The following is an 18,295-nucleotide window of genomic DNA, read 5'->3' as shown; positions in this document are numbered from 1 at the left end:
CCGCGCCCCGGTAACGGGAGCGCGGCGGTTAGTCCGCGGCGGCCGGCGCAATGGCCGGCCCCGCCAGCGAGTCTTACTGCTGCTTGACCGCTTCGGCCGTGATCAGCAGCTTCGTCTTCATCTTGAAGCCGTACTGCTTGCCGTAGTCGAGGCCGAAATCGTCGCGGCTGAATTCGCCGACCGCATCGACGCCGCACACTTCACGCTTGAGCATCGGGTGCGGCATGCACTTGAACGAATCGATCTTCAGCGTCAGCGGCTTCGTGACGCCATGCAGCGTCAGGTTGCCGACCACCGACACCGGCTTGTCGCCGTCGAACTTGATCGTGCCCTTGTAGTTCGCCTGCGGGAACTTCGCCGCATCGAAGAATTCGGCCGTCTGCAGGTGCTCGTCGAGCTTCGCGCTGCCCGTGTGGATCGACGCGATATCGGTCGTCACGTCGACCGTACCGGTCTTCGCCGCGCGATCGAGCGTCACGGTGCCGCTCGACTTGTCGAACTTGCCACGCCAGACCGACAGGCCGCCGAAGTGGTCGGCTTCGAAGCTCGGGTACGTGTGGCTCGGGTCGAACTGGTAGGTCGCGCTTTCGGCGAAGGCCGAGAACGACAGCGAGGCGGCCAGCGCGCCGGCGGCGATGATCAGATGCTTTTTCAAACTTTTTCTCCTAGGAACGGCGCCGCGCCCTCGCGCGGCATTCAGTTGACGCGGCAACCAGCCGCTTACTTCGTGGCGACGAGATGGAACTTGATCTGCACTTCGTCCGCGACGATCGACGTGTCCTTCCACTCGCCGGTGCCGACGTTGAAGGCCGAACGCTTGATCGGCAGCACGCCGTCGAAGGTCTGTGTCGCGCCGTTTTGCGCGACCGTGACGGGCACCGTGACGGTCTCGGCCTTGCCCTTGATCGTCAGCTTGCCGGTCACGTTGTACTTGTTGCCGCCGGCCGGCGCGATCGCCGACGACACGAAGGTCGCCTGCGGATAGGTCTTCGCGTCGAACCAGTCCTTGCCGGCGACTTGGTCGTTGTACATCTTGTCGCCGAGGTCGAAGCTCGCGACGTCGATCGTCATTTGCGCGCTGCCCTGCGCGGCTTTCGCCGGGTCGAACTTCACCTGCGCGGAAAACTTCTTGAACGCGCCTTCGGTCGGCACGTTCATCTGCTTCGACACGGCGGACACCTTGCTCTTCGCGAGATCGACGTCGGCATGCGCCGCGCCCGACGCGACAAGCGCCGCCGCGGCGAGCGCGGTCAGCATGGAGCGGGAGAAAGACACTTTCATGGGATCCTTCATTTGGCAAAGGGAAGCATGCGCGACAACAGGCCGTCGCGGTCCAACAACTGGTGCTTGAGCGCCGCGAGCACGTGCATCGCGACGAGCGCAAGCAGAATGTAATTCAAAGAGACGTGCAGCGTCTTGAAGGTTTCCTTGAGCGCCGGATCGGGGTCGATCAGACGCGGCAGCGGCACGACGCCGAGATAGACGACCGGGATGTTCGACGCCGAGCTATACAGGTAGCCCGTCACCGGAATCACGATCATCAGCACGTACAGCAGCATGTGCACGCCGTGCGACGCCGCGCGCTGCCACGCCGGCGTGCCGCCCGGCAGCGGCGGCGGCACGTGGGTCGCACGCCACAGCACGCGCACGACGGCCAGCGCGAACACCGTCACGCCGATCCACTTGTGCCACGAGAAGTACTTCAGCTTGGTCGGCGTGAAGCCGGGGATGTCCGTCATCACCCAGCCGAGCGCGAAGCCGCAGACGATCAGCAGCGCGATCAGCCAGTGCAGTGCGATCGCGGGGTGCGCATAGCGTGCCGGCACGGCCGGCGGCGATTTCGATGCCATCTTGGGTTCCTCAGTTCAGCGAACGGCTGCGCCGGTAAATTCGTCCGACGCATGTCAAGGGCGCCATGCTACCGCAACCTTTTGACGCGCGCGGACTCTGAGGACAGGCGCGCCAGCCGGCTGACGGCTTCCCGTCATGTTACCGACCGGTCACGCAATTCATGATCCTTGACCCATCGAAAAAGCCCTTTTGGTAAGATTGGCGCGGGTTCCGGCCCCGTCGACGCGTTTCCCCAGCCGTCGCGACACCGCCTTTTCCATGCAACGATACGACCTGATTGCCTGCCACGAATGCGACGCACTGTTGCATAAACCGCGCCTCGCCGGCCGCGAGATCGCGCGCTGTCCGCGCTGCGACGCGCTGCTGTATCGCAACAGCACCACGCAGATCGAGCGCATCACCGCGCTCGCGGTCGCGGCGCTCGTCACGTTCATCATCGCGCAGACGTTCCCGATCCTCGAAATGGACCTGAACGGCACGCGCGTGCAGACGACGCTGATCGGCGCGATCGACGCGCTGTGGCATCAGGACATGGCGATCGTCGGCGTGATGGTGTTCTGCTCGACCGTGCTGTTTCCGCTCGTCGAGATGGCCGCGCTGCTTTACGTCCTGCTGCCGATCCGCCGCGGCGTCGTGCCGCCCGGCCTCAACGTCGTGCTGCGCACGATCCAGCTCGTGCGGCCGTGGGGGATGATCGAGGTGTTCATGCTCGGCATCGTGGTCACGATCGTGAAGATGGTGAGCCTCGCGCGCGTCGTGCCCGACGCGGCGCTGTTCGCGTTCGGCGCGCTCACGCTGATGACCGCCGTCGTGCTGATGTTCGACCCGCGCACGGTGTGGGACATCGCCGACGACCTGCGCGCCGGCCGCGCGCCCGGGCAGCCCGACCCCGCCGCGCCGCTGCCGGACGCGCCCCGCCGATGACGCGCCCCACGCCGACCGCCGCCCGCGAGGGCTACGCCAGCTGCCACGCGTGCGGGCTCGTGCAGACGATCGACCACCCGCACGCGCATTGCGCGCGCTGCGGCAGCGCGCTGCACGTGCGCACGCCGAACAGCATCATGCGCACGTGGGCGCTGCTGCTCGCGGCCGCGATCCTCTACATTCCGGCGAACCTGCTGCCGATCATGCGCACGTCGTCGATCGTCGGGTCGCAGCAGGACACGATCATGAGCGGCGTCATCTATTTCTGGACGTCCGGCGACTGGCCGCTCGCCGTCGTCGTGTTCGTCGCCAGCATTCTCGTGCCGATGCTCAAGCTCGGCGTGCTGACGATCCTCGTCACCAGCGCGCAGCGCCGCGCCGCCTGGCGGCCGCTGCAGCGCACGCGCCTCTACCGGATCGTCGAGCGCATCGGCCGCTGGTCGATGCTCGACATCTTCGTCGTGACGCTGACCGTCGCGCTCGTCCATTTCCGTTCGCTCGCCGTCATCACGGCCGGCCCCGGCGCCCTCGCGTTCGGCTCGGTCGTGATCCTGACGATGCTCGCGTCGATGCAGTTCGATCCCCGCCTGATCTGGGATCCAGTCGAAACCTCAGGGAATCACCATGAATAGTCCACAAGGCCCGCAGCACGACGCGCCCCGGCCGCCCGATCCGACGATCTCGACGAAAAGCGGCTGGCTGCCGTCGCTCGTCTGGCTCGTGCCGTTGATCGCCGCGCTGATCGGCATCGGCCTCGTGATCAAGTCCGTGCGCGAGCGCGGCCCGGAAATCACGATCAGCTTCCACAGCGCCGAAGGGCTCGAGCCGGGCAAGACCCAGGTCAAGTACAAGGACGTCGAGATCGGCACGGTCAAGACGATCAAGCTGTCGAAAGACCTGTCGCGCGTGCTGGTCCAGGTGCAGCTCAAGAAGGAAGCCGAGGATTTCGCGGTCAAGGGCTCGCGCTTCTGGATCGTGCGGCCGCGCGTCGGCGCGACCGGCGTGTCGGGGCTCGGCACGCTGCTGTCCGGCGCGTACATCGGCGTCGACGCCGGTCACGGCCAGGACACGCTGACCGACTTCACCGGCCTGGAGACGCCGCCCGCCGTCACGGGCGACCAGAAAGGCACGCAGTACGTGCTGCGCGGCGATTCGCTCGGCTCGGTCGATATCGGCTCGCCGGTCTACTACCGCCGCGTGCAGGTCGGCCAGGTGGTCGGCTTCTCGCTCGACAAGGACGGCACGGGCGTGACGTTCAACGTGTTCGTCAATGCGCCGTACGACCAGTACGTCGGGATGAACACGCGCTGGTGGCAAGCGAGCGGCGTCGACCTGCGGCTCGATTCGAGCGGCCTGAAGCTGAACACGCAGTCGCTCGCGACCGTGATCCTCGGCGGCATCGCGTTCCAGACGCCGCCGAACCAGGGCACCGGCACGACCGCGCCGAACAACACGACGTTCCGTCTCGGCTCCGACGAGGGCGACGCGATGCGCGACCCGGACGGCCAGCCGCTGCAGGTCGTGATGAACTTCAACCAGTCGCTGCGCGGGCTCGCCGTCGGCGCGCCGGTCGATTTCCGCGGCATCGTGCTCGGCGAAGTGACGAACATCGGCATCGACTTCGATCCGAAGACGAAGAACTTCCTGATGCCGGTGACGATGAACGTGTATCCGGAACGCCTCGGCCGCCGCTTCCGCGAGACGATCGAGAGCAAGGGCGAACCGGCGCGCCGCGAAATCGTCGAGCGGCTCGTCCAGCACGGGCTGCGCGGCCAGCTGCGCACCGGCAACCTGCTGACGAGCCAGCTGTACGTCGCGCTCGACTTCTTCCCGAAGGCGCCGGCCGTGAAGATCGACACGGCCCGCCAGCCGCTCGAGCTGCCGACCGTGCCGAACACGCTCGACGAGCTGCAGCTGCAGGTCGCCGACATCGCGAAGAAGCTCGACAAGGTGCCGTTCGACCAGATCGGCGCGAACCTGAACAGCGCGCTCGCGAATGCCGACAAGCTGTTCAAGCAGCTCGACACGCAGGTCGCGCCGCAAGCGCGCGACACGCTGTCGGCCGCGAAGCAGACCTTCTCGACCGCCGAAGCGACGCTGCAGCAGGATTCGCCGCTGCAGTCCGACGTGCGCGGCGCGCTGAAGGAGCTCACGCGCACGCTGCAATCGCTGAACGCGCTCGCCGACTATCTGGAGCGCCACCCCGAATCGCTGCTCAAGGGCAAGCCAGGAGATAAGCAATGACGACACGCGTGAACGGTTTCGCGAGCGGCGCGGCGGCAGTCTTCGCCGCACTGGCGCTCGCCGCGTGCAGCTCGCCGCCCGCGCGGTTCTACACGCTCAGCCCGGCCGACGCCGCGGCGCCGCTGCGCACCGCGCCGGCCAACCCGGCGTTCCTGATCGAGGTGCCGTCGGTCGGCGTGCCCGAGCAGGTCGCGAAGAACCAGCTGGTCGTGCAGAAGAACGCGGCGCAGGTCGACGTGCTGGAGCAGGAACGCTGGGCGGCGCCGCCCGCCGACGAGATCCGCCGCGCGCTGTCGGACGATCTCGCCGCGCAGCTCGGCACGATCGACGTCGCGAATTCCGCGTATCCGGCCGGCGTGCCCGTGTACCGCATCAGCGTGAACGTGCAGCGCTTCGAGTCGTGGCCGGGCAAGCGCGCGGCGATCGACGCCGTATGGAGCGTGCGCTCGCTCGCCTCGCAGGCCGTGATGACCTGCCGCACGAGCGTCGCGGAACCGGTCGCGGACGGCTACGACGCGCTCGTCGCCGGCCACCGGCGCGCGCTCGACGTGATTGCGACCCAGGCCGCGGCCGGCGTGCGTGCGATGGCCGCCCGCCGCGGCGCGGTGTCCGCGGCCGGCGGCAAGACGGCCGCCGCGCCGGCCGTGCCGTGCCCGGCCAACCCGACGGCCGGCGGCGACGCCGGCGCGACGGGCAAGTCCGGCGCATAAGCGAACGCAGACGGCGCGCGGGCAAACGTTCGACACGGCGTTCGCCTGCGCGGGGTCGAACGGCGCGGCGCGTCCCGTCGCACACGCCGAAAGCCGGACGCCAGCGGCACGCCGCCGCAGCCGGCCTCGCGCGCCGCCATCGGCCGGACGGACATGACATTCTTTGTCAAAAGCCGCCGGAACCCGCGCCATGCAATGCGGTCGGCTTGCGTTTTCCGGCCCGATTGACGATCCTACGCACTTTCAGGCTCGCGCCGTTCGTCGTGCGCGCCAGCCAGCGGCGCCGAGCCGCGTTCGGCCCGACCGCCGTGCCTCCCGGCGCCCGCACGCGAATCGCGTGCACCGCGACGGGGCAGCCGCATCGCGGGTCGCCGCGCATCGTCCGGCCACCGGCCCCGTCTCACCCGTTCTCACCGGCGCCGCGCCGTTTCCCCGGCCGGCATCCCGAACCCGCCCGTCCCGGGCTTTCGCTATTCCGTTTATGTTTCGTTCCCTGACGACCCTGATCAAGAAGTGGCGCGCGTCGCGCAATGCCGGCCACCAGCTCGATGCGCTGCTCGCGCACGCCGACGCCGGCGCGTCGTACGCCGAGCGCAGCGAATGGCTGATCGAGCTCGCGCACTGGCTGCGCCGCAACGGCACGGTGCTGGACGCGCCGGCCGAGCGCGACGCCGACACGCGCGCGTATCCGGCCCATGCGCGGCTGCGCTACCTGTTTCACGTGCTCGATCGCAACCCCGCGTGGAAAGCGCACGCGGCGCGCATCCTGCGCGGCATCCTGCGCGAGTGCGACGGCATCTCGCTGCTGTGCGATGCGGGCATGCCCGTGCATTCGGGCTTCTTCGGCGCGCTGTTCGAGCGGATCGACTCGTCGCTGATCCCGCCCGCGCCGAACCGCCGCGAGCTGTCGGCGCTGTTCACGCTGATGTTCCCGACGCCCGAGGACGCGAAATGGATCGACGCGCTGCCCGACGATCTGCTCGCGCGCGTCGCCGAGCTGATCTCGTTCGACGTCACCGACGAAGAGCGCCACGAGCCCGGCTCGTTCTCGCGCGACCTGCTGGCCGCGCTGCACAACCTGACCTGCCAGATCAGCTCGACCGGCCTGTCGCAGACGGTGCGCAGCCGGCTGTCCGACGACGACGCGCGCAAGCCGCTGGAACGCCAGCCGCTCGAATCGCAGCCGTTCTACCGCCTCACGCGCGCGATGCTCGCGGTCGAAACCGCGCATGCGGCCGTCGAGGACGGCGGCGACCCGAGCAAGCTGCTGCACGAGGTGAACTACCTGCGCGTGCTGCTCGACGAATGCCGGATCGCCGTCGACGAGGTGTTCGCGCACCTGTACCGCAACGGCGTGTCGGTCGACATCGTGTTCCAGGTCGAGCGGATGCGCATGCGCATCCTGCGCGCGGAAATGCTGCTCAACGCGTGGATGGCGCGCGACGACCTGCGCGGCATGGCGCACCTGACGGCCGAACTCGTCGATGCGAACCAGAGCAGCCAGAGCGTCGCGCACCTCGTGCGCAGCAACTTCTCGCTGTTCGCGCGCAAGCTCGTCGAGACCAACGCGGACACCGGCGAGCACTACATCTCGCGCGGCCGCGCCGAGTATCTGAAGATGCTGCGGATGGCCGCGGGCGGCGGCCTCGTCACCGTCGCGACCGTGTGCGTGAAGTTCGCGATCACGGGCGCGCACCTGCAGTCGATGCTCGAAGGGTTGCTCGCAGGCATCAACTACGCGGCCAGCTTCATGCTGATGCACTTCCTGCACTTCACGCTCGCGACCAAGCAGCCGGCGATGACCGCGCCGACGCTCGCGCGCGAGCTCGACGACACGGGCCACGACGAAGGCGTGAAGGCGTTCGTCGGATCGGTGATCGCGCTGATCCGCACGCAGGCGGCCGCGATTTCCGGCAACGTGCTCGTCGTGCTGCCGGTGTGCCTGCTCGTGCAGCTGTTCGCGAGCAACGTGCTGCACGCGAACCTGATCTCGCCGGAGAAGGCGCACGCGACGCTGCACTCTTTCTCGCTGCTGGGCCCGACGCCGTTCTATGCGGCGCTCACGGGCGTGCTGCTGTGGGCGTCGAGCCTGCTCGCGGGCTGGGCCGACAACTGGTTCGTGCTGCACCGGGTGGGCGACGCGCTCACGTACAACCGCCGGCTGCGCCTAACGCTCGGCGCGGCCGGCGCCGCGAAGCTCGCGCACTTCTGCCGGTCGAACGTCGCGGGCGTGGTCGCGAACGTCGGTCTCGGCCTGATGCTCGGCCTCGTCCCGGCGATCGTCACCGTGTTCATGTTCCCGTTCGAAGTGCGGCACGTGACGCTGTCGGCGGGCTCGATCGGGGTCGCGCTCGGCGTACTGGGCAAGGGTGCGCTCGGCACGCCCGAGCTGTGGTGGGCCGGCGCGGGCGTCCTCAGCATGGCGATCCTCAACGTGCTCGTGAGCTTCGCGCTCGCGTTCACGATGGCCGTGCGCTCGCGCAGCCTGCGCCCGACCAAGGTGCGCGCGCTCGTGGCGGCGATCGTCCGCACGGTGCTGTCGAATCCGCTCGCGCTGTTCTGGCCGGCGGCCAACCCCGCCGCGCGCGCCGGCCAGCCGGGCGCGCACTGAGCCGCGGCGGCGCGGCGGCGGCTGCCCGGCCGCCCTTCGCCGCCCGCCCGGCACGCGCGAGCGGCCGTCGCGCCGGCGGCGCCGCGCCGAAACGCCGGCCCCGGTCGCCGCGCCGCGTACAATAGTGGACTTTTGCACGTCCTCACCCGCCTTATGTCCTCGCCCACCCTGTTCGAATTCTTCGCCCCCTGCCCGCGCGGCCTCGAAGCGGCGCTTGCCGCCGAGCTGGCCGAAATCGCCGGCCGCCACCTGAACGGCGCGCCGTTCACCGCGGGCGCGCAGGTGCCGGGCGGCGTCCATTTCAGCGGCGGCTGGGCCGCCGGCATGGCCGCGAACCTCCATTCGCGGATCGCGAGCCGGATCCTGCTGAAGATCGCGCACGGCCCGTACCGCAACGAGCAGGACGTCTACGCGCTCGCGCTCGAGCAGCCGTGGGAACGCTGGTTCGCGTCGACGCAGACGCTGCGCATCGACATCACCGCGATCAAGTCGCCGCTGAAAAGCCTCGAATTCACGACGCTGCGCGTGAAGGATGCGATCTGCGACCGGATGCGCGAGAAAACCGGCTCGCGCCCGAGCATCGACACCGGTGCGCCGGACGTGCGCGTGTTCGCGTTCCTGACCGTCAACGCGTGCACGCTGTACCTCGACACGTCGGGCGAGCCGCTGTTCAAGCGCGGCTGGCGTCTCGACAAGGGTGCGGCGCCGCTGCGCGAGAACCTCGCGGCCGGCATCCTGCGCCTGACGGGCTGGACGCCCGGCACCGCGCTGTACGACCCGATGTGCGGCAGCGGCACGTTCCTCGCGGAAGCCGCGCAGATCGCGCTCGGCGTGGCGCCCGGCGTCGAACGCCGGTTCGGCTTCGAAAAGCTCAAGCAGTACGACATCACCGCGTGGCAGGGGCTGAAGGTCCCGGCGCTGGACGCGAAGCGCGCGGCGCGGACCAAGCGCGGCGAAGCGCTCGGCGTGTACGGCAGCGACATTTCCGGCGACATGCTCGAGAAGGCGCGCGCGAACCTCGAGCGCGCCGGCGTGCCGTCGGTGTGGCTCAAGCAGGTCGACGCGCGCGGGATGACGCCGCCGTGCGACGGGCCGGGCATCCTCCTCGCGAACCCGCCGTACGGCGAGCGGATCGAAGTGCGCGGGCGCAGCGCGCGCGGCGAGGTGCGCGAAACCGGCCGCAACCGCGGCAACGACGACGCATTCCGCCGCACGCACACCGACGCGCCGGACAGCGAGTTCTTCAATGCGCTCGGCGATGCGCTGAAGCAGCGCTTCACGGGCTGGCAGGCGTTCCTGCTGACGTCCGATCGTTCGCTGCCGGGCCAGTTGCGGCTGCGCGAATCGGCCAAGACGCCGCTGTTCAACGGCGCGCTCGAATGCCGGCTGTTCCGCTTCGACCTGATCGCAGGCAGCGTGAAGGCACGCCCGGCCGCGCCGGAAGGCGACGCCTGACACGCGAACCGGCCGCTGCGGCCGCCTGCTGACACCCAGACGACGCCCGGCACCCGCCGGGCGTTTTTCTTTACGCCGCCGTCCTGCACGCCCCCTCGCCTCGCATCCGCGCGGCGCGGTCCCGCACGACCGGACGCCACCGCAGCCGCCTTTTGTCAGCGCCGCCATGACTACTGACAGCACGCTGTCAGCAGCCCCCCGCCACACTGCAATCCCGGCGCAATGCAAGGCTGGTTTCCATCAAGAACCGAACAACAAGGAGCTCGTCATGACGTCAGCAACCGCCACTGCCACCCCGGAGCGCGCGATCGCGTGGTTCGACATTCCGTCCCTCGATTTCGACCGCGCGATCCGCTTCTACGAAACCGTGCTGCAAACCACGTTGCAGCGCGCGGTCATCGGCGGCGTACCGATGGCGACGTTCGACCGCGACGCGTCGAGCACGGGCGGCAGCATCGTATTCGATCCGCAGCAGATCAAGCCGAGCGCGAACGGCGTGCTCGTCTACCTGAACGCCGGCGAATCGGTCGTCGCGGCGCTCGAACGCGCGAAGCGCGCGGGCGGCGTCGTGCAGGGCTCGGTCGTCGAGCTGCCGAACAACTACGGCTACGTCGGCTATCTGATCGACACGGAAGGCAACCGCGTCGGCCTGCACGCGCCGAAATGCCACTGAGCGCAGCGGTCAGCGGGCCGGCGCGGCGCTATCATCGCGAAGTCCCCGTCGCCAGAGGAATCGAGGTGCTGTCATGACCCGCCGTGCCGACCGCCTGTTCCAGATCGCCGAGCTGCTGCGCGGGCGTCGGCTCACGACCGCGCAGCAGCTGGCCGACTGGCTGTCGGTGTCGCCGCGCACGGTCTATCGCGACGTGCGCGACCTGCAACTGTCCGGGGTGCCGATCGAAGGCGAAGCCGGCATCGGCTACCGGCTGAACCGCAACGCGAGCCTGCCGCCGCTCACGTTCACGGCCGAGGAGCTGTCGGCGCTCGCCACCGGCGCGCGCATGCTCGAGACCTGGGGCGGTGCGCGCTTCGCGAGCGGCGCGCGCTCGGCGCTCGCGAAGATCGCGTCGGCGATGCCGGCCGACAAGCGCACGGCGCTCGACCGCCTGCCCGTGTTCGCGCCGTCGTTCCACATCGACGAGACGTTTTGCGCGAAGGTCGACGCGATCCACCAGGCGATCGACACGCGCCACATCGTCAGCTTCGACTATCGCGACCGGCTCGGCGCGCATTCGCAGCGCCGCGTATGGCCGCTCGGGCTCGTCTACTGGGGCGGGCGCTGGACGATCGGCGCGTGGTGCGAGCTGCGCGACGATTTCCGCACCTTCGACATCGCGCGGATGGGCGACATCACCGTGCACGAGCAGTTTCCGGACATGGAAGGCCGGCGGATCGCCGACTACATGCGAATCGCGGAAGCGCCGATGCGCTGACGCGGCAAGGCGGCGGGCGTACGCCGCCGCCCTTCATGTTCCGGGCGCCAGGTGGCGCCCGGCCCTGCCTGCGTTACCCGCCGAACACCACCGGCCGCTTCGGCCGCTCGTCGACGTGCAGCGAAAACACGTCCGCACGCGCGTAGTGGCCGACGACGTCGAAGTCGTAGCGCGCCTTCACGAGCTCGTCGGTGTCGATGCGCGCGGTCACGAGCCCGGCCTCGCCGATCAGCGGCTCCGTCAGCAGGTCGCCGAGCGGCCCGACGATCACGCTGCCGCCGCGGATCAGCGGCCGCTCGGGGTCCCAGCCCGGCACGTCGATGCCGAGCGCGCGCGGCGAAGGCTGCACCTGGCACGCGCTCACGACGAAGCAGCGCCCCTCGTGCGCGATGTGCCGCATCGAGCTCTGCCACATGTCGCGCTCGTCGACGGTCGGCGCGCACCAGATCTGCACGCCTTTCGCGTACATCGCGCAGCGCAGCAGCGGCATGTGGTTCTCCCAGCAGATGGCGGTACCCGCACGGCCGGCGGCCGTGTCGACCACCGGCAGCGTCGAGCCGTCGCCCTGCCCCCAGATCAGCCGCTCGGTGCCGGTCGGCATCAGCTTGCGGTGCTTGGCGACGAGCCCGTCGCGCGGATCGAAGAACAGCGCCGTGCAGTACAGCGTGCTGCCGCCGCGCTCGATCACGCCGACCACGAGGCTCGCGCCCGTGCGCTGCGACAGCGCGGCCAGCTCGTCGGTTTCCGGCCCCGGTACGTCGATCGCCTGCGCGGTGTAGCGCGCATACGCGTCGCGCCCTTCAGGCAGCCGGTAGCCGAGCCGCGTGCCGAAGATCTCGCCTTTCGGATAGCCGCCGAGCACGGCCTCGGGCAGCACGACCAGCGACGCGCCGCTGTCGCGGATCGCGGTTTCGTAGCCGAGGATCGTGTCGAGCGTGGTGCGCGTGCCGGCGGGCGATGCGCCGATCTGCAGCGCGGCGATGACTGAGGTGGACATTTAGGCGTCTCCGGTAAATGCGGTGAATGGGATGACGCCATCTTTGTCGATATCATTTCATCGATCAAATCGATACAACGATAACTGACATGAATGCAGATGATATCGTCGGCCTCGACCTGAACCTGCTGAAAGTGTTCGAGGCGCTGTACGAGGAAGGCGGCGCGAGCCGCGCGGCGCTGCGGCTCGACCTCACGCAGTCGGCGGTCAGCGCGGCGCTCGGGCGGCTGCGCGTGATCTATGCCGATCCGCTGTTCGTGCGCACCGGCCGCGGGCTCGCGCCGACGCCGCGTGCCGACGAACTGAAGCCGATCCTGTCCGATGCACTCGACCGCTGCCGCGAAAGCCTCGCGATCGTGGCCGACGGCGGCGATCGCGTCGGCCGCACGATCTCGATCGGGCTGTCCGACGATTTCGAGATCGCGCTCGGGCGCGCGCTGATCGATGCGGTCGCGCGCGAAGCGGCCGGCATCCGGCTGATCTTCCGGCAGACGCACAGCGGCATCGCCGGCGACGCGCTGCTGCGGCACGGCGTCGACGTCGCGATCGCGTCGGGCGGGTTCTCGGCGAACGGGCTCAGCCGGCGCGCGGTCGCCACGGGCGGCTACGCGTGCCTGATCGATCCGGCCGGCCGCGCGCGGGCGCCGCGCACGCTGACGCTCGCCGAATTCCTGCGGCGCGACCACCTGCTCGTGTCGTCGGGCGGCGTGATCGGGATCGTCGACGAGGCGCTGGCCGCGCTCGGACACAAGCGGCGCGTCGCGGCGTCGACCACGCATTTCGCCGCGCTGCCGTACCTGCTCGCCGGCTCCGACGCGGTCGCGACGATCCCCGCGCATGCGGCGCATGCGATCGCGCAATCGACCTCGCTGCATGCGCTCGCGTGCCCGGTCGACCTGCCGCGCTATCCGGTCGAAATCGGCTGGCGCACGAGCACGCAGCGCGACCCGGCGATCGTGCGCGTGCGCGACACGATCGCCGCCTGCGTCGCACGTCTCGTCGCACCATGAAAAAAGCCCGGCCGGCTTGCGCCGGTCGGGCCTGTCCGGGGCACCGCGCCCGCGTATCGATACGGGCGCCGCATGCCGGCGCCTGCGTTACTCGACGGCCTTCACCATGTCCTCGATGACCTTCTTCGCATCGCCGAACACCATCATCGTCTTGTCCATGTAGAACAGGTCGTTGTCGAGGCCCGCGTAGCCGGCCGCCATCGAGCGCTTGTTGACGATCACCGTGCGCGCCTTGTACGCCTCGATGATCGGCATCCCCGCGATCGGCGATTTCGGATCGTTCTTCGCGGCCGGGTTCACCACGTCGTTCGCGCCGAGTACGAGCACCACGTCCACCTGGCCGAATTCGCCGTTGATGTCCTCCATCTCGTGCACGATCTCGTACGGCACTTCCGCCTCCGCGAGCAGCACGTTCATGTGGCCCGGCATCCGCCCGGCAACCGGGTGGATCGCGTACTTCACGTCGATGCCCTTCTCGATCAGCTTGTCGGTCAATTCCTTCAGCGCGTGCTGCGCGCGGGCGACGGCAAGCCCGTAGCCCGGCACGATCACGACCGTTTCCGCGTTGCCGAGCATGAACGACGCATCGTCGGCCGAACCCGACTTCACCGGCCGCTGCTCCTGCGCGCCCGTTGCACCGCCGGCCGACGCTTCGCCGCCGAACCCGCCGAGGATCACGTTGAAGAACGAGCGGTTCATGGCGTGGCACATGATGTACGACAGGATCGCGCCCGACGAGCCGACCAGCGAACCGGCGATGATCAGCATCGCGTTGTTCAGCGAGAAGCCGATGCCGGCCGCGGCCCACCCCGAGTACGAGTTCAGCATCGACACGACCACCGGCATGTCCGCGCCGCCGATCGGGATGATGATCAGCACGCCGAGCACGAACGCGATCGCCGTCATGATGATGAACGGCAGCCACGCCTGCGTGATGAAGAACAGGATGCCGAAGCCGAGCATCGCGATCGCGAGCATCAGGTTGATCAGGTGCTGGCCCGCGTACACGACCGGCGCGCCCTGGAACAGCCGGAACTTGTACTTGCCCGACAGCTTGCCGAACGCGATCACCGAACCGGAGAACGTGATCGCGCCGACGAACGTGCCGATGAACAGCTCGACGCGGTTGCCGTACGGGATGAAGCTCGACGACACCGCATCCTGCGGCACGAGCCCGAACGCTTCCGGCTCCGACACGACCGCATACGCGATGCACACGGCCGCGAGACCGATCAGCGAGTGCATCGCCGCGACGAGTTCCGGCATCTTCGTCATCTCGACACGCGCGGCGACGAATGCCCCGACGCCCCCGCCGACGATCAGCGCGCCGAGCACGAGCGCGAGGCCGAGCGGCAGGTTCGCGCCGAGCCACGCGGCCTGCTTGACGATCAGCGCGATGGTCGTGAGGATCGCGATGGCCATCCCGACCATCCCGAACAGGTTGCCGCGCCGCGCGCTTTTCGGGTTCGACAGCCCCTTCAGCGCCTGGATGAAGCACACCGACGCGACGAGGTACAGCAGCGTAACGACGTTCATGCTCATCGCGCGCCCTCCTTGCCGCCCTCGATACGCTTGGGCTCCTTCTTGCGGAACATCTCGAGCATTCGCCTCGTCACGAGAAAGCCGCCGAACACGTTGACGGCCGCGAGCGCGACCGCGAGCGTGCCGAACAACTTGCCGGTCGCACCGACGGTGAGCGCCGCCGCGAGCATCGCGCCGACGATCACGATCGCCGAGATCGCGTTGGTCACGGCCATCAGCGGCGTATGCAGCGCCGGCGTGACGTTCCAGACGACGTGGTAGCCGACGTACACCGCCAGCACGAAGATGATCACGTTGATCACCGTGTGATTGATGACTTCCATGGTCTCCTCCGTTACTTGCGCGTGAGTTCGCCGTCGCGGCACAGCAGCGTCGCGGCGACGATGTCGTCGGTCAGGTCGATGTTCAGCGCGCCTTCCTTCGTGACGATCAGCTTCAGGAAGTCGAGCAGGTTGCGCGCATACAGCGCCGACGCGTCCGACGCGACCATCGATGCCAGGTTCGTGTAGCCGGCGATCGTCACGCCGTTGTGCACGATCACCTGGTCGGCGACGGTCAGCGGACAGTTGCCGCCCTTGCGACCGTCGATGTCCGGGCCGCGGCCGGCCGCGAGATCGACGAGCACCGAGCCGGGCTTCATCGACTGCGCCGTTTCGACCGAGATCAATGTCGGCGCCGGACGGCCGGGAATCAATGCGGTGGTGATCACGATGTCGGCCTGCTTCGCGCGCTCGTGCACGAGCGCGGCCTGGCGGCCGAGCCACGACGGCGGCATCGGGCGCGCATAGCCGCCAACGCCTTGCGCGGCTTCGCGCTCTTCGTCGGTTTCGAACGGGACGTCGAGGAATTTCGCGCCGAGCGACTCGATCTGCTCCTTCACGGCCGGCCGCACGTCGGACGCCTCGATCACCGCGCCCAGCCGCTTCGCGGTCGCGATCGCCTGCAGGCCCGCGACGCCCGCGCCGAGAATCAGCACGCGCGCCGCCTTCACGGTGCCCGCGGCCGTCATCAGCATCGGCATGAAGCGCGGATACAGCGACGCGGCCACCAGCACGGCCTTGTAGCCGGCGATGTTCGCCTGCGACGACAGCACGTCGAGACTCTGCGCGCGCGTCGTGCGCGGCGCGGCCTCGAGCGCGAAACCGGTCACGCCGGCCGCGGCGAGTTGCGCCGCCTGCTCGCCGTTGAACGGCTCGAGCATGCCGACCAGCACGGCGCCGCGCTTGAGCAACGGCAGTTCGGCGTCGGTGGGCGCCTGGACCTTCAGCACGAGATCGGCACCCAAAGCGGCCGACTGGTCGGTCAATTCGGCGCCGGCGGCCACATAGGCTTCGTCGGGATAGCTGGCGGCGCTGCCGGCCCCTTTCGCGATACTGACCCGATGGCCGGCCGCCGCGTATTTCTTCACGGTTTCCGGCGTCGCGGCCACGCGCGCCTCGTTGGCCCGCGTTTCAGCAGGCACTCCAATATGCATCGTCAGTTCCTCCAGTCATTGTCAGTATTTCTTTTCTTGCGATCTTTACTGCACAACGAGCCGGACAGGCTGACTTACCGGCTCACGAGCAACGGCGTTCACGCTGCACTTTAACCGAAAGCGATGGCCCCGCCAGCACTTTCCGCACGACCGTGCTCGAATGCGACATGAGTCTGGCCGCCGCCGTCACGCGTCGGCGGGATGGACGATCTGCGGGGTCGGATTCGTCTAACGGGCGGCCGGCGGGGAACGACCGGCAGCGTTCGGGCGCAACCGGTAAAATGCCGAACCATGAAACCCGAAATCTGGACCCCGCATGTGACGGTCGCCGCGCTCGTCGAGCGCGCCGGCCGCTTTTTCGTGATCGAGGAAGAAACCTCGACGGGCCTGCGCATCAACCAGCCGGCCGGTCATCTCGAAGCCGGCGAGACGCTCGCCGACGCCGTGATCCGCGAAACGCTCGAGGAAACCGCGCACCCGTTCACGCCCGACGCGCTCGTCGGCGTCTATCTCGCGCATTACGATCGCCCCGGCAGCGCCGGCGCGACCTACCTGCGCTTCACGTTCTGCGGCACGGCCGGCGAACCGGTCGCGGGCCATGCGCTCGACGACGGCATCGTCCGTACGCTATGGATGACGGCCGACGAACTGCGCGCATGCAGCGAGCGCCATCGTTCGCCCGCGGTGATGCGCTGTGTCGACGACTACCTCTCCGGGCGGCGCATTCCGCTCGATTTCGTGCACACGCATTCGGTCGCTCCGCGCCCCGAGGCATTCGAACGTCAGGCGGTCAGCAAATGAGCAAGCGTCGCGTAGTGGTGGGCATGTCGGGCGGCGTCGATTCGTCGGTGACCGCATGGCTGCTGAAGGAACAGGGCTACGACGTGGTCGGCCTGTTCATGAAGAACTGGGAAGACGACGACGACGGCGAATACTGCTCGACGCGCCAGGACTGGATCGACGTCGTGTCGGTGGCCGACCTGATCGGCATCGACGTGGAAGCCGTCAACTTCGCGGCGGAATACAAGGACCGCGTGTTCGCCGAGTTCCTGCGCGAATACTCGGCCGGCCGCACGCCGAACCCCGACGTGCTGTGCAACGCCGAGATCAAGTTCAAGGCGTTCCTCGACCACGCGATGTCGCTCGACGCGGAAATGATCGCGACCGGCCACTATGCGCGCGTGCGCGAGCGCGACGGGCGTTTCGAACTGCTGAAGGCCTTCGATCATACGAAAGACCAGTCGTACTTCCTGCACCGGCTGAACCAGGCGCAACTGTCGAAGACGATGTTCCCGCTCGGCGAGATCCCGAAGACGAAGGTGCGCGAGATCGCCGCGCAGATCGGGCTGCCGAATGCGAAGAAGAAGGATTCGACCGGCATCTGCTTCATCGGCGAGCGGCCGTTCCGCGATTTCCTGAACCGCTATCTTCCGACGAAACCCGGCCCGATGAAGACGCCCGACGGCAAGGTGGTCGGCGAGCACATCGGCCTCGCGTTCTACACGTTCGGCCAGCGCAAGGGCATCGGCCTCGGCGGCAGCAAGAGCGGCAGCGGCGAACCGTGGTTCGTCGCCGCGAAGGACATCGCGTCGAACACGCTGTACGTCGTGCAGGGCCACGACCATCCGTGGCTGCTGTCGCGCGAGCTCGTCGCCGGCAACGTGAGCTGGGTCGCCGGCGAGCCGCCGGCGGACGGCTTCGCGTGCGGCGCGAAGACGCGCTACCGGCAGGCCGATGCGGCGTGCACGTTCGGCCGGGCCGCGATAGGCCGGGCCGCGTTCGGCCGGGCCGCGATAGGTGCCGCGGCCGCCGGCCCGGCAGGCGAAGCACGCTTCTCGCTCGCGTTCGACGACGCGCAGTGGGCGGTCACGCCCGGCCAGTCGGCCGTGCTGTACGACGGCGAGATCTGCCTGGGCGGCGGCATCATCGAATCCGCGGCCACCGGCCAGCCCGGGCAGGCTGCGGCGGCGGGCCAGGCGCCGGCGCTCGCCGAAGCACGCTGATATCCATTCGGTTTAGACTTGCGGCACGCCGCGCCCGGCGG

General features: G+C 68.8%; 18 protein-coding genes. 11 read left to right on the top strand and 7 right to left on the bottom strand.

Annotated elements, in window-relative coordinates:
- Positions 1-73: 73 nt before the first annotated feature.
- The 3 genes from CFB49_RS03185 to CFB49_RS03175 all read right to left on the bottom strand — a co-directional run bounded on the left by CFB49_RS03185 (position 74) and on the right by CFB49_RS03175 (position 1,850).
- Positions 74-655 carry a YceI family protein gene (locus CFB49_RS03185; protein ID WP_006476873.1) on the bottom strand — a complete coding sequence of 194 codons (582 nt, stop codon included), beginning with the start codon at positions 653-655 and terminating at the stop codon, positions 74-76.
- A gap of 65 nt (positions 656-720) precedes the next feature.
- Complete coding sequence (locus tag CFB49_RS03180) at positions 721-1,281, bottom strand: YceI family protein (protein WP_069616721.1); 561 nt, start codon at positions 1,279-1,281, stop codon at positions 721-723.
- An 8-nt stretch (positions 1,282-1,289) separates the two neighbouring features.
- A complete protein-coding gene (locus CFB49_RS03175; protein ID WP_089434562.1) occupies positions 1,290-1,850 on the bottom strand; it encodes a cytochrome b in 561 nt (186 codons plus the stop codon).
- Positions 1,851-2,109: 259 nt separating this feature from the next.
- On the opposite strand from CFB49_RS03175, the gene CFB49_RS03170 reads away from it, so the two are divergent.
- From CFB49_RS03170 to CFB49_RS03130, 8 genes are all read left to right on the top strand, one after another.
- Complete coding sequence (locus tag CFB49_RS03170) at positions 2,110-2,775, top strand: paraquat-inducible protein A (protein WP_069616723.1); 666 nt, start codon at positions 2,110-2,112, stop codon at positions 2,773-2,775.
- Complete coding sequence (locus CFB49_RS03165; protein WP_069616724.1) at positions 2,772-3,407, top strand: paraquat-inducible protein A; 636 nt, start codon at positions 2,772-2,774, stop codon at positions 3,405-3,407. Before CFB49_RS03170 ends, CFB49_RS03165 begins: the two co-directional genes overlap by 4 nt.
- Positions 3,400-5,019: a PqiB family protein gene (locus CFB49_RS03160; RefSeq protein ID WP_069616725.1), complete on the top strand. Its 1,620-nt coding sequence runs from the start codon at positions 3,400-3,402 to the stop codon at positions 5,017-5,019. The genes CFB49_RS03165 and CFB49_RS03160 overlap by 8 nt, the downstream gene beginning before the upstream one ends.
- Entirely contained in the window at positions 5,016-5,729 is a 714-nt protein-coding gene (locus CFB49_RS03155) for a PqiC family protein (RefSeq protein WP_069616726.1), read from the top strand. Before CFB49_RS03160 ends, CFB49_RS03155 begins: the two co-directional genes overlap by 4 nt.
- A gap of 481 nt (positions 5,730-6,210) precedes the next feature.
- A complete protein-coding gene (locus tag CFB49_RS03145) occupies positions 6,211-8,340 on the top strand; it encodes a site-specific recombinase (RefSeq protein ID WP_089490681.1) in 2,130 nt (709 codons plus the stop codon).
- Between the two features lie 153 nt (positions 8,341-8,493).
- Positions 8,494-9,795: a THUMP domain-containing class I SAM-dependent RNA methyltransferase gene (locus CFB49_RS03140; protein ID WP_069616729.1), complete on the top strand. Its 1,302-nt coding sequence runs from the start codon at positions 8,494-8,496 to the stop codon at positions 9,793-9,795.
- A gap of 268 nt (positions 9,796-10,063) precedes the next feature.
- Positions 10,064-10,468, top strand: coding sequence for a VOC family protein (locus CFB49_RS03135; protein WP_006476880.1), 405 nt, complete (start codon positions 10,064-10,066; stop codon positions 10,466-10,468).
- Positions 10,469-10,541: 73 nt separating this feature from the next.
- The gene (locus tag CFB49_RS03130) at positions 10,542-11,228 is read left to right on the top strand and encodes a helix-turn-helix transcriptional regulator (RefSeq protein ID WP_089490680.1); all 687 of its coding nucleotides are present in this window, start codon (positions 10,542-10,544) and stop codon (positions 11,226-11,228) included.
- A 73-nt stretch (positions 11,229-11,301) separates the two neighbouring features.
- Here CFB49_RS03130 and CFB49_RS03125 read toward each other — a convergent pair whose 3' ends face one another.
- Entirely contained in the window at positions 11,302-12,225 is a 924-nt protein-coding gene (locus CFB49_RS03125) for a carbon-nitrogen hydrolase family protein (RefSeq protein WP_089490679.1), read from the bottom strand.
- Positions 12,226-12,314: 89 nt separating this feature from the next.
- Here CFB49_RS03125 and CFB49_RS03120 point away from each other — a divergent pair, with 89 nt between their 5' ends.
- Positions 12,315-13,235, top strand: coding sequence for a LysR family transcriptional regulator (locus CFB49_RS03120; RefSeq protein WP_089490678.1), 921 nt, complete (start codon positions 12,315-12,317; stop codon positions 13,233-13,235).
- 87 nt (positions 13,236-13,322) lie between these two features.
- Here CFB49_RS03120 and CFB49_RS03115 read toward each other — a convergent pair whose 3' ends face one another.
- Genes CFB49_RS03115 through CFB49_RS03105 form a run of 3 tightly spaced genes read right to left on the bottom strand, consistent with a single transcriptional unit; the run spans position 13,323 to position 16,251 of the window.
- Positions 13,323-14,777 (bottom strand): NAD(P)(+) transhydrogenase (Re/Si-specific) subunit beta, encoded by a 1,455-nt coding sequence (locus CFB49_RS03115; protein ID WP_089434556.1) that lies wholly within the window; start codon positions 14,775-14,777, stop codon positions 13,323-13,325.
- A complete protein-coding gene (locus CFB49_RS03110; RefSeq protein WP_069616734.1) occupies positions 14,774-15,100 on the bottom strand; it encodes an NAD(P) transhydrogenase subunit alpha in 327 nt (108 codons plus the stop codon). Before CFB49_RS03110 ends, CFB49_RS03115 begins: the two co-directional genes overlap by 4 nt.
- Positions 15,101-15,111: 11 nt before the next feature.
- Positions 15,112-16,251, bottom strand: coding sequence for a Re/Si-specific NAD(P)(+) transhydrogenase subunit alpha (locus CFB49_RS03105; RefSeq protein ID WP_069616735.1), 1,140 nt, complete (start codon positions 16,249-16,251; stop codon positions 15,112-15,114).
- Positions 16,252-16,542: 291 nt separating this feature from the next.
- On the opposite strand from CFB49_RS03105, the gene CFB49_RS03100 reads away from it, so the two are divergent.
- Positions 16,543-17,052: an NUDIX hydrolase gene (locus CFB49_RS03100; protein ID WP_089490677.1), complete on the top strand. Its 510-nt coding sequence runs from the start codon at positions 16,543-16,545 to the stop codon at positions 17,050-17,052.
- A complete protein-coding gene (gene mnmA / locus CFB49_RS03095; RefSeq protein ID WP_089490676.1) occupies positions 17,049-18,254 on the top strand; it encodes a tRNA 2-thiouridine(34) synthase MnmA in 1,206 nt (401 codons plus the stop codon). The genes CFB49_RS03100 and mnmA overlap by 4 nt, the downstream gene beginning before the upstream one ends.
- Positions 18,255-18,295: the final 41 nt, after the last annotated feature.

Source organism: Burkholderia sp. AU17457 (assembly GCF_002223255.1).
Classification (GTDB): domain Bacteria; phylum Pseudomonadota; class Gammaproteobacteria; order Burkholderiales; family Burkholderiaceae; genus Burkholderia; species Burkholderia sola.
This window is presented reverse-complemented; position numbering and strand designations above follow the sequence as displayed.

Bases quoted from the DNA above. Each gene is read 5' to 3' on its own strand.
- CFB49_RS03115 (WP_089434556.1), bottom strand. From the start codon at position 14,777: ATGAGCATGAACGTCGTTACGCTGCTGTACCTCGTCGCGTCGGTGTGC.
- CFB49_RS03170 (WP_069616723.1), top strand. From the start codon at position 2,110: ATGCAACGATACGACCTGATTGCCTGCCACGAATGCGACGCACTGTTG.
- CFB49_RS03145 (WP_089490681.1), top strand. From the start codon at position 6,211: ATGTTTCGTTCCCTGACGACCCTGATCAAGAAGTGGCGCGCGTCGCGC.
- CFB49_RS03180 (WP_069616721.1), bottom strand. From the start codon at position 1,281: ATGAAAGTGTCTTTCTCCCGCTCCATGCTGACCGCGCTCGCCGCGGCG.
- CFB49_RS03155 (WP_069616726.1), top strand. From the start codon at position 5,016: ATGACGACACGCGTGAACGGTTTCGCGAGCGGCGCGGCGGCAGTCTTC.
- CFB49_RS03140 (WP_069616729.1), top strand. From the start codon at position 8,494: ATGTCCTCGCCCACCCTGTTCGAATTCTTCGCCCCCTGCCCGCGCGGC.
- CFB49_RS03110 (WP_069616734.1), bottom strand. From the start codon at position 15,100: ATGGAAGTCATCAATCACACGGTGATCAACGTGATCATCTTCGTGCTG.
- CFB49_RS03100 (WP_089490677.1), top strand. From the start codon at position 16,543: ATGAAACCCGAAATCTGGACCCCGCATGTGACGGTCGCCGCGCTCGTC.
- CFB49_RS03105 (WP_069616735.1), bottom strand. From the start codon at position 16,251: ATGCATATTGGAGTGCCTGCTGAAACGCGGGCCAACGAGGCGCGCGTG.
- CFB49_RS03175 (WP_089434562.1), bottom strand. From the start codon at position 1,850: ATGGCATCGAAATCGCCGCCGGCCGTGCCGGCACGCTATGCGCACCCC.
- CFB49_RS03160 (WP_069616725.1), top strand. From the start codon at position 3,400: ATGAATAGTCCACAAGGCCCGCAGCACGACGCGCCCCGGCCGCCCGAT.
- CFB49_RS03120 (WP_089490678.1), top strand. From the start codon at position 12,315: ATGAATGCAGATGATATCGTCGGCCTCGACCTGAACCTGCTGAAAGTG.
- CFB49_RS03135 (WP_006476880.1), top strand. From the start codon at position 10,064: ATGACGTCAGCAACCGCCACTGCCACCCCGGAGCGCGCGATCGCGTGG.
- CFB49_RS03130 (WP_089490680.1), top strand. From the start codon at position 10,542: ATGACCCGCCGTGCCGACCGCCTGTTCCAGATCGCCGAGCTGCTGCGC.
- CFB49_RS03165 (WP_069616724.1), top strand. From the start codon at position 2,772: ATGACGCGCCCCACGCCGACCGCCGCCCGCGAGGGCTACGCCAGCTGC.
- mnmA (WP_089490676.1), top strand. From the start codon at position 17,049: ATGAGCAAGCGTCGCGTAGTGGTGGGCATGTCGGGCGGCGTCGATTCG.
- CFB49_RS03125 (WP_089490679.1), bottom strand. From the start codon at position 12,225: ATGTCCACCTCAGTCATCGCCGCGCTGCAGATCGGCGCATCGCCCGCC.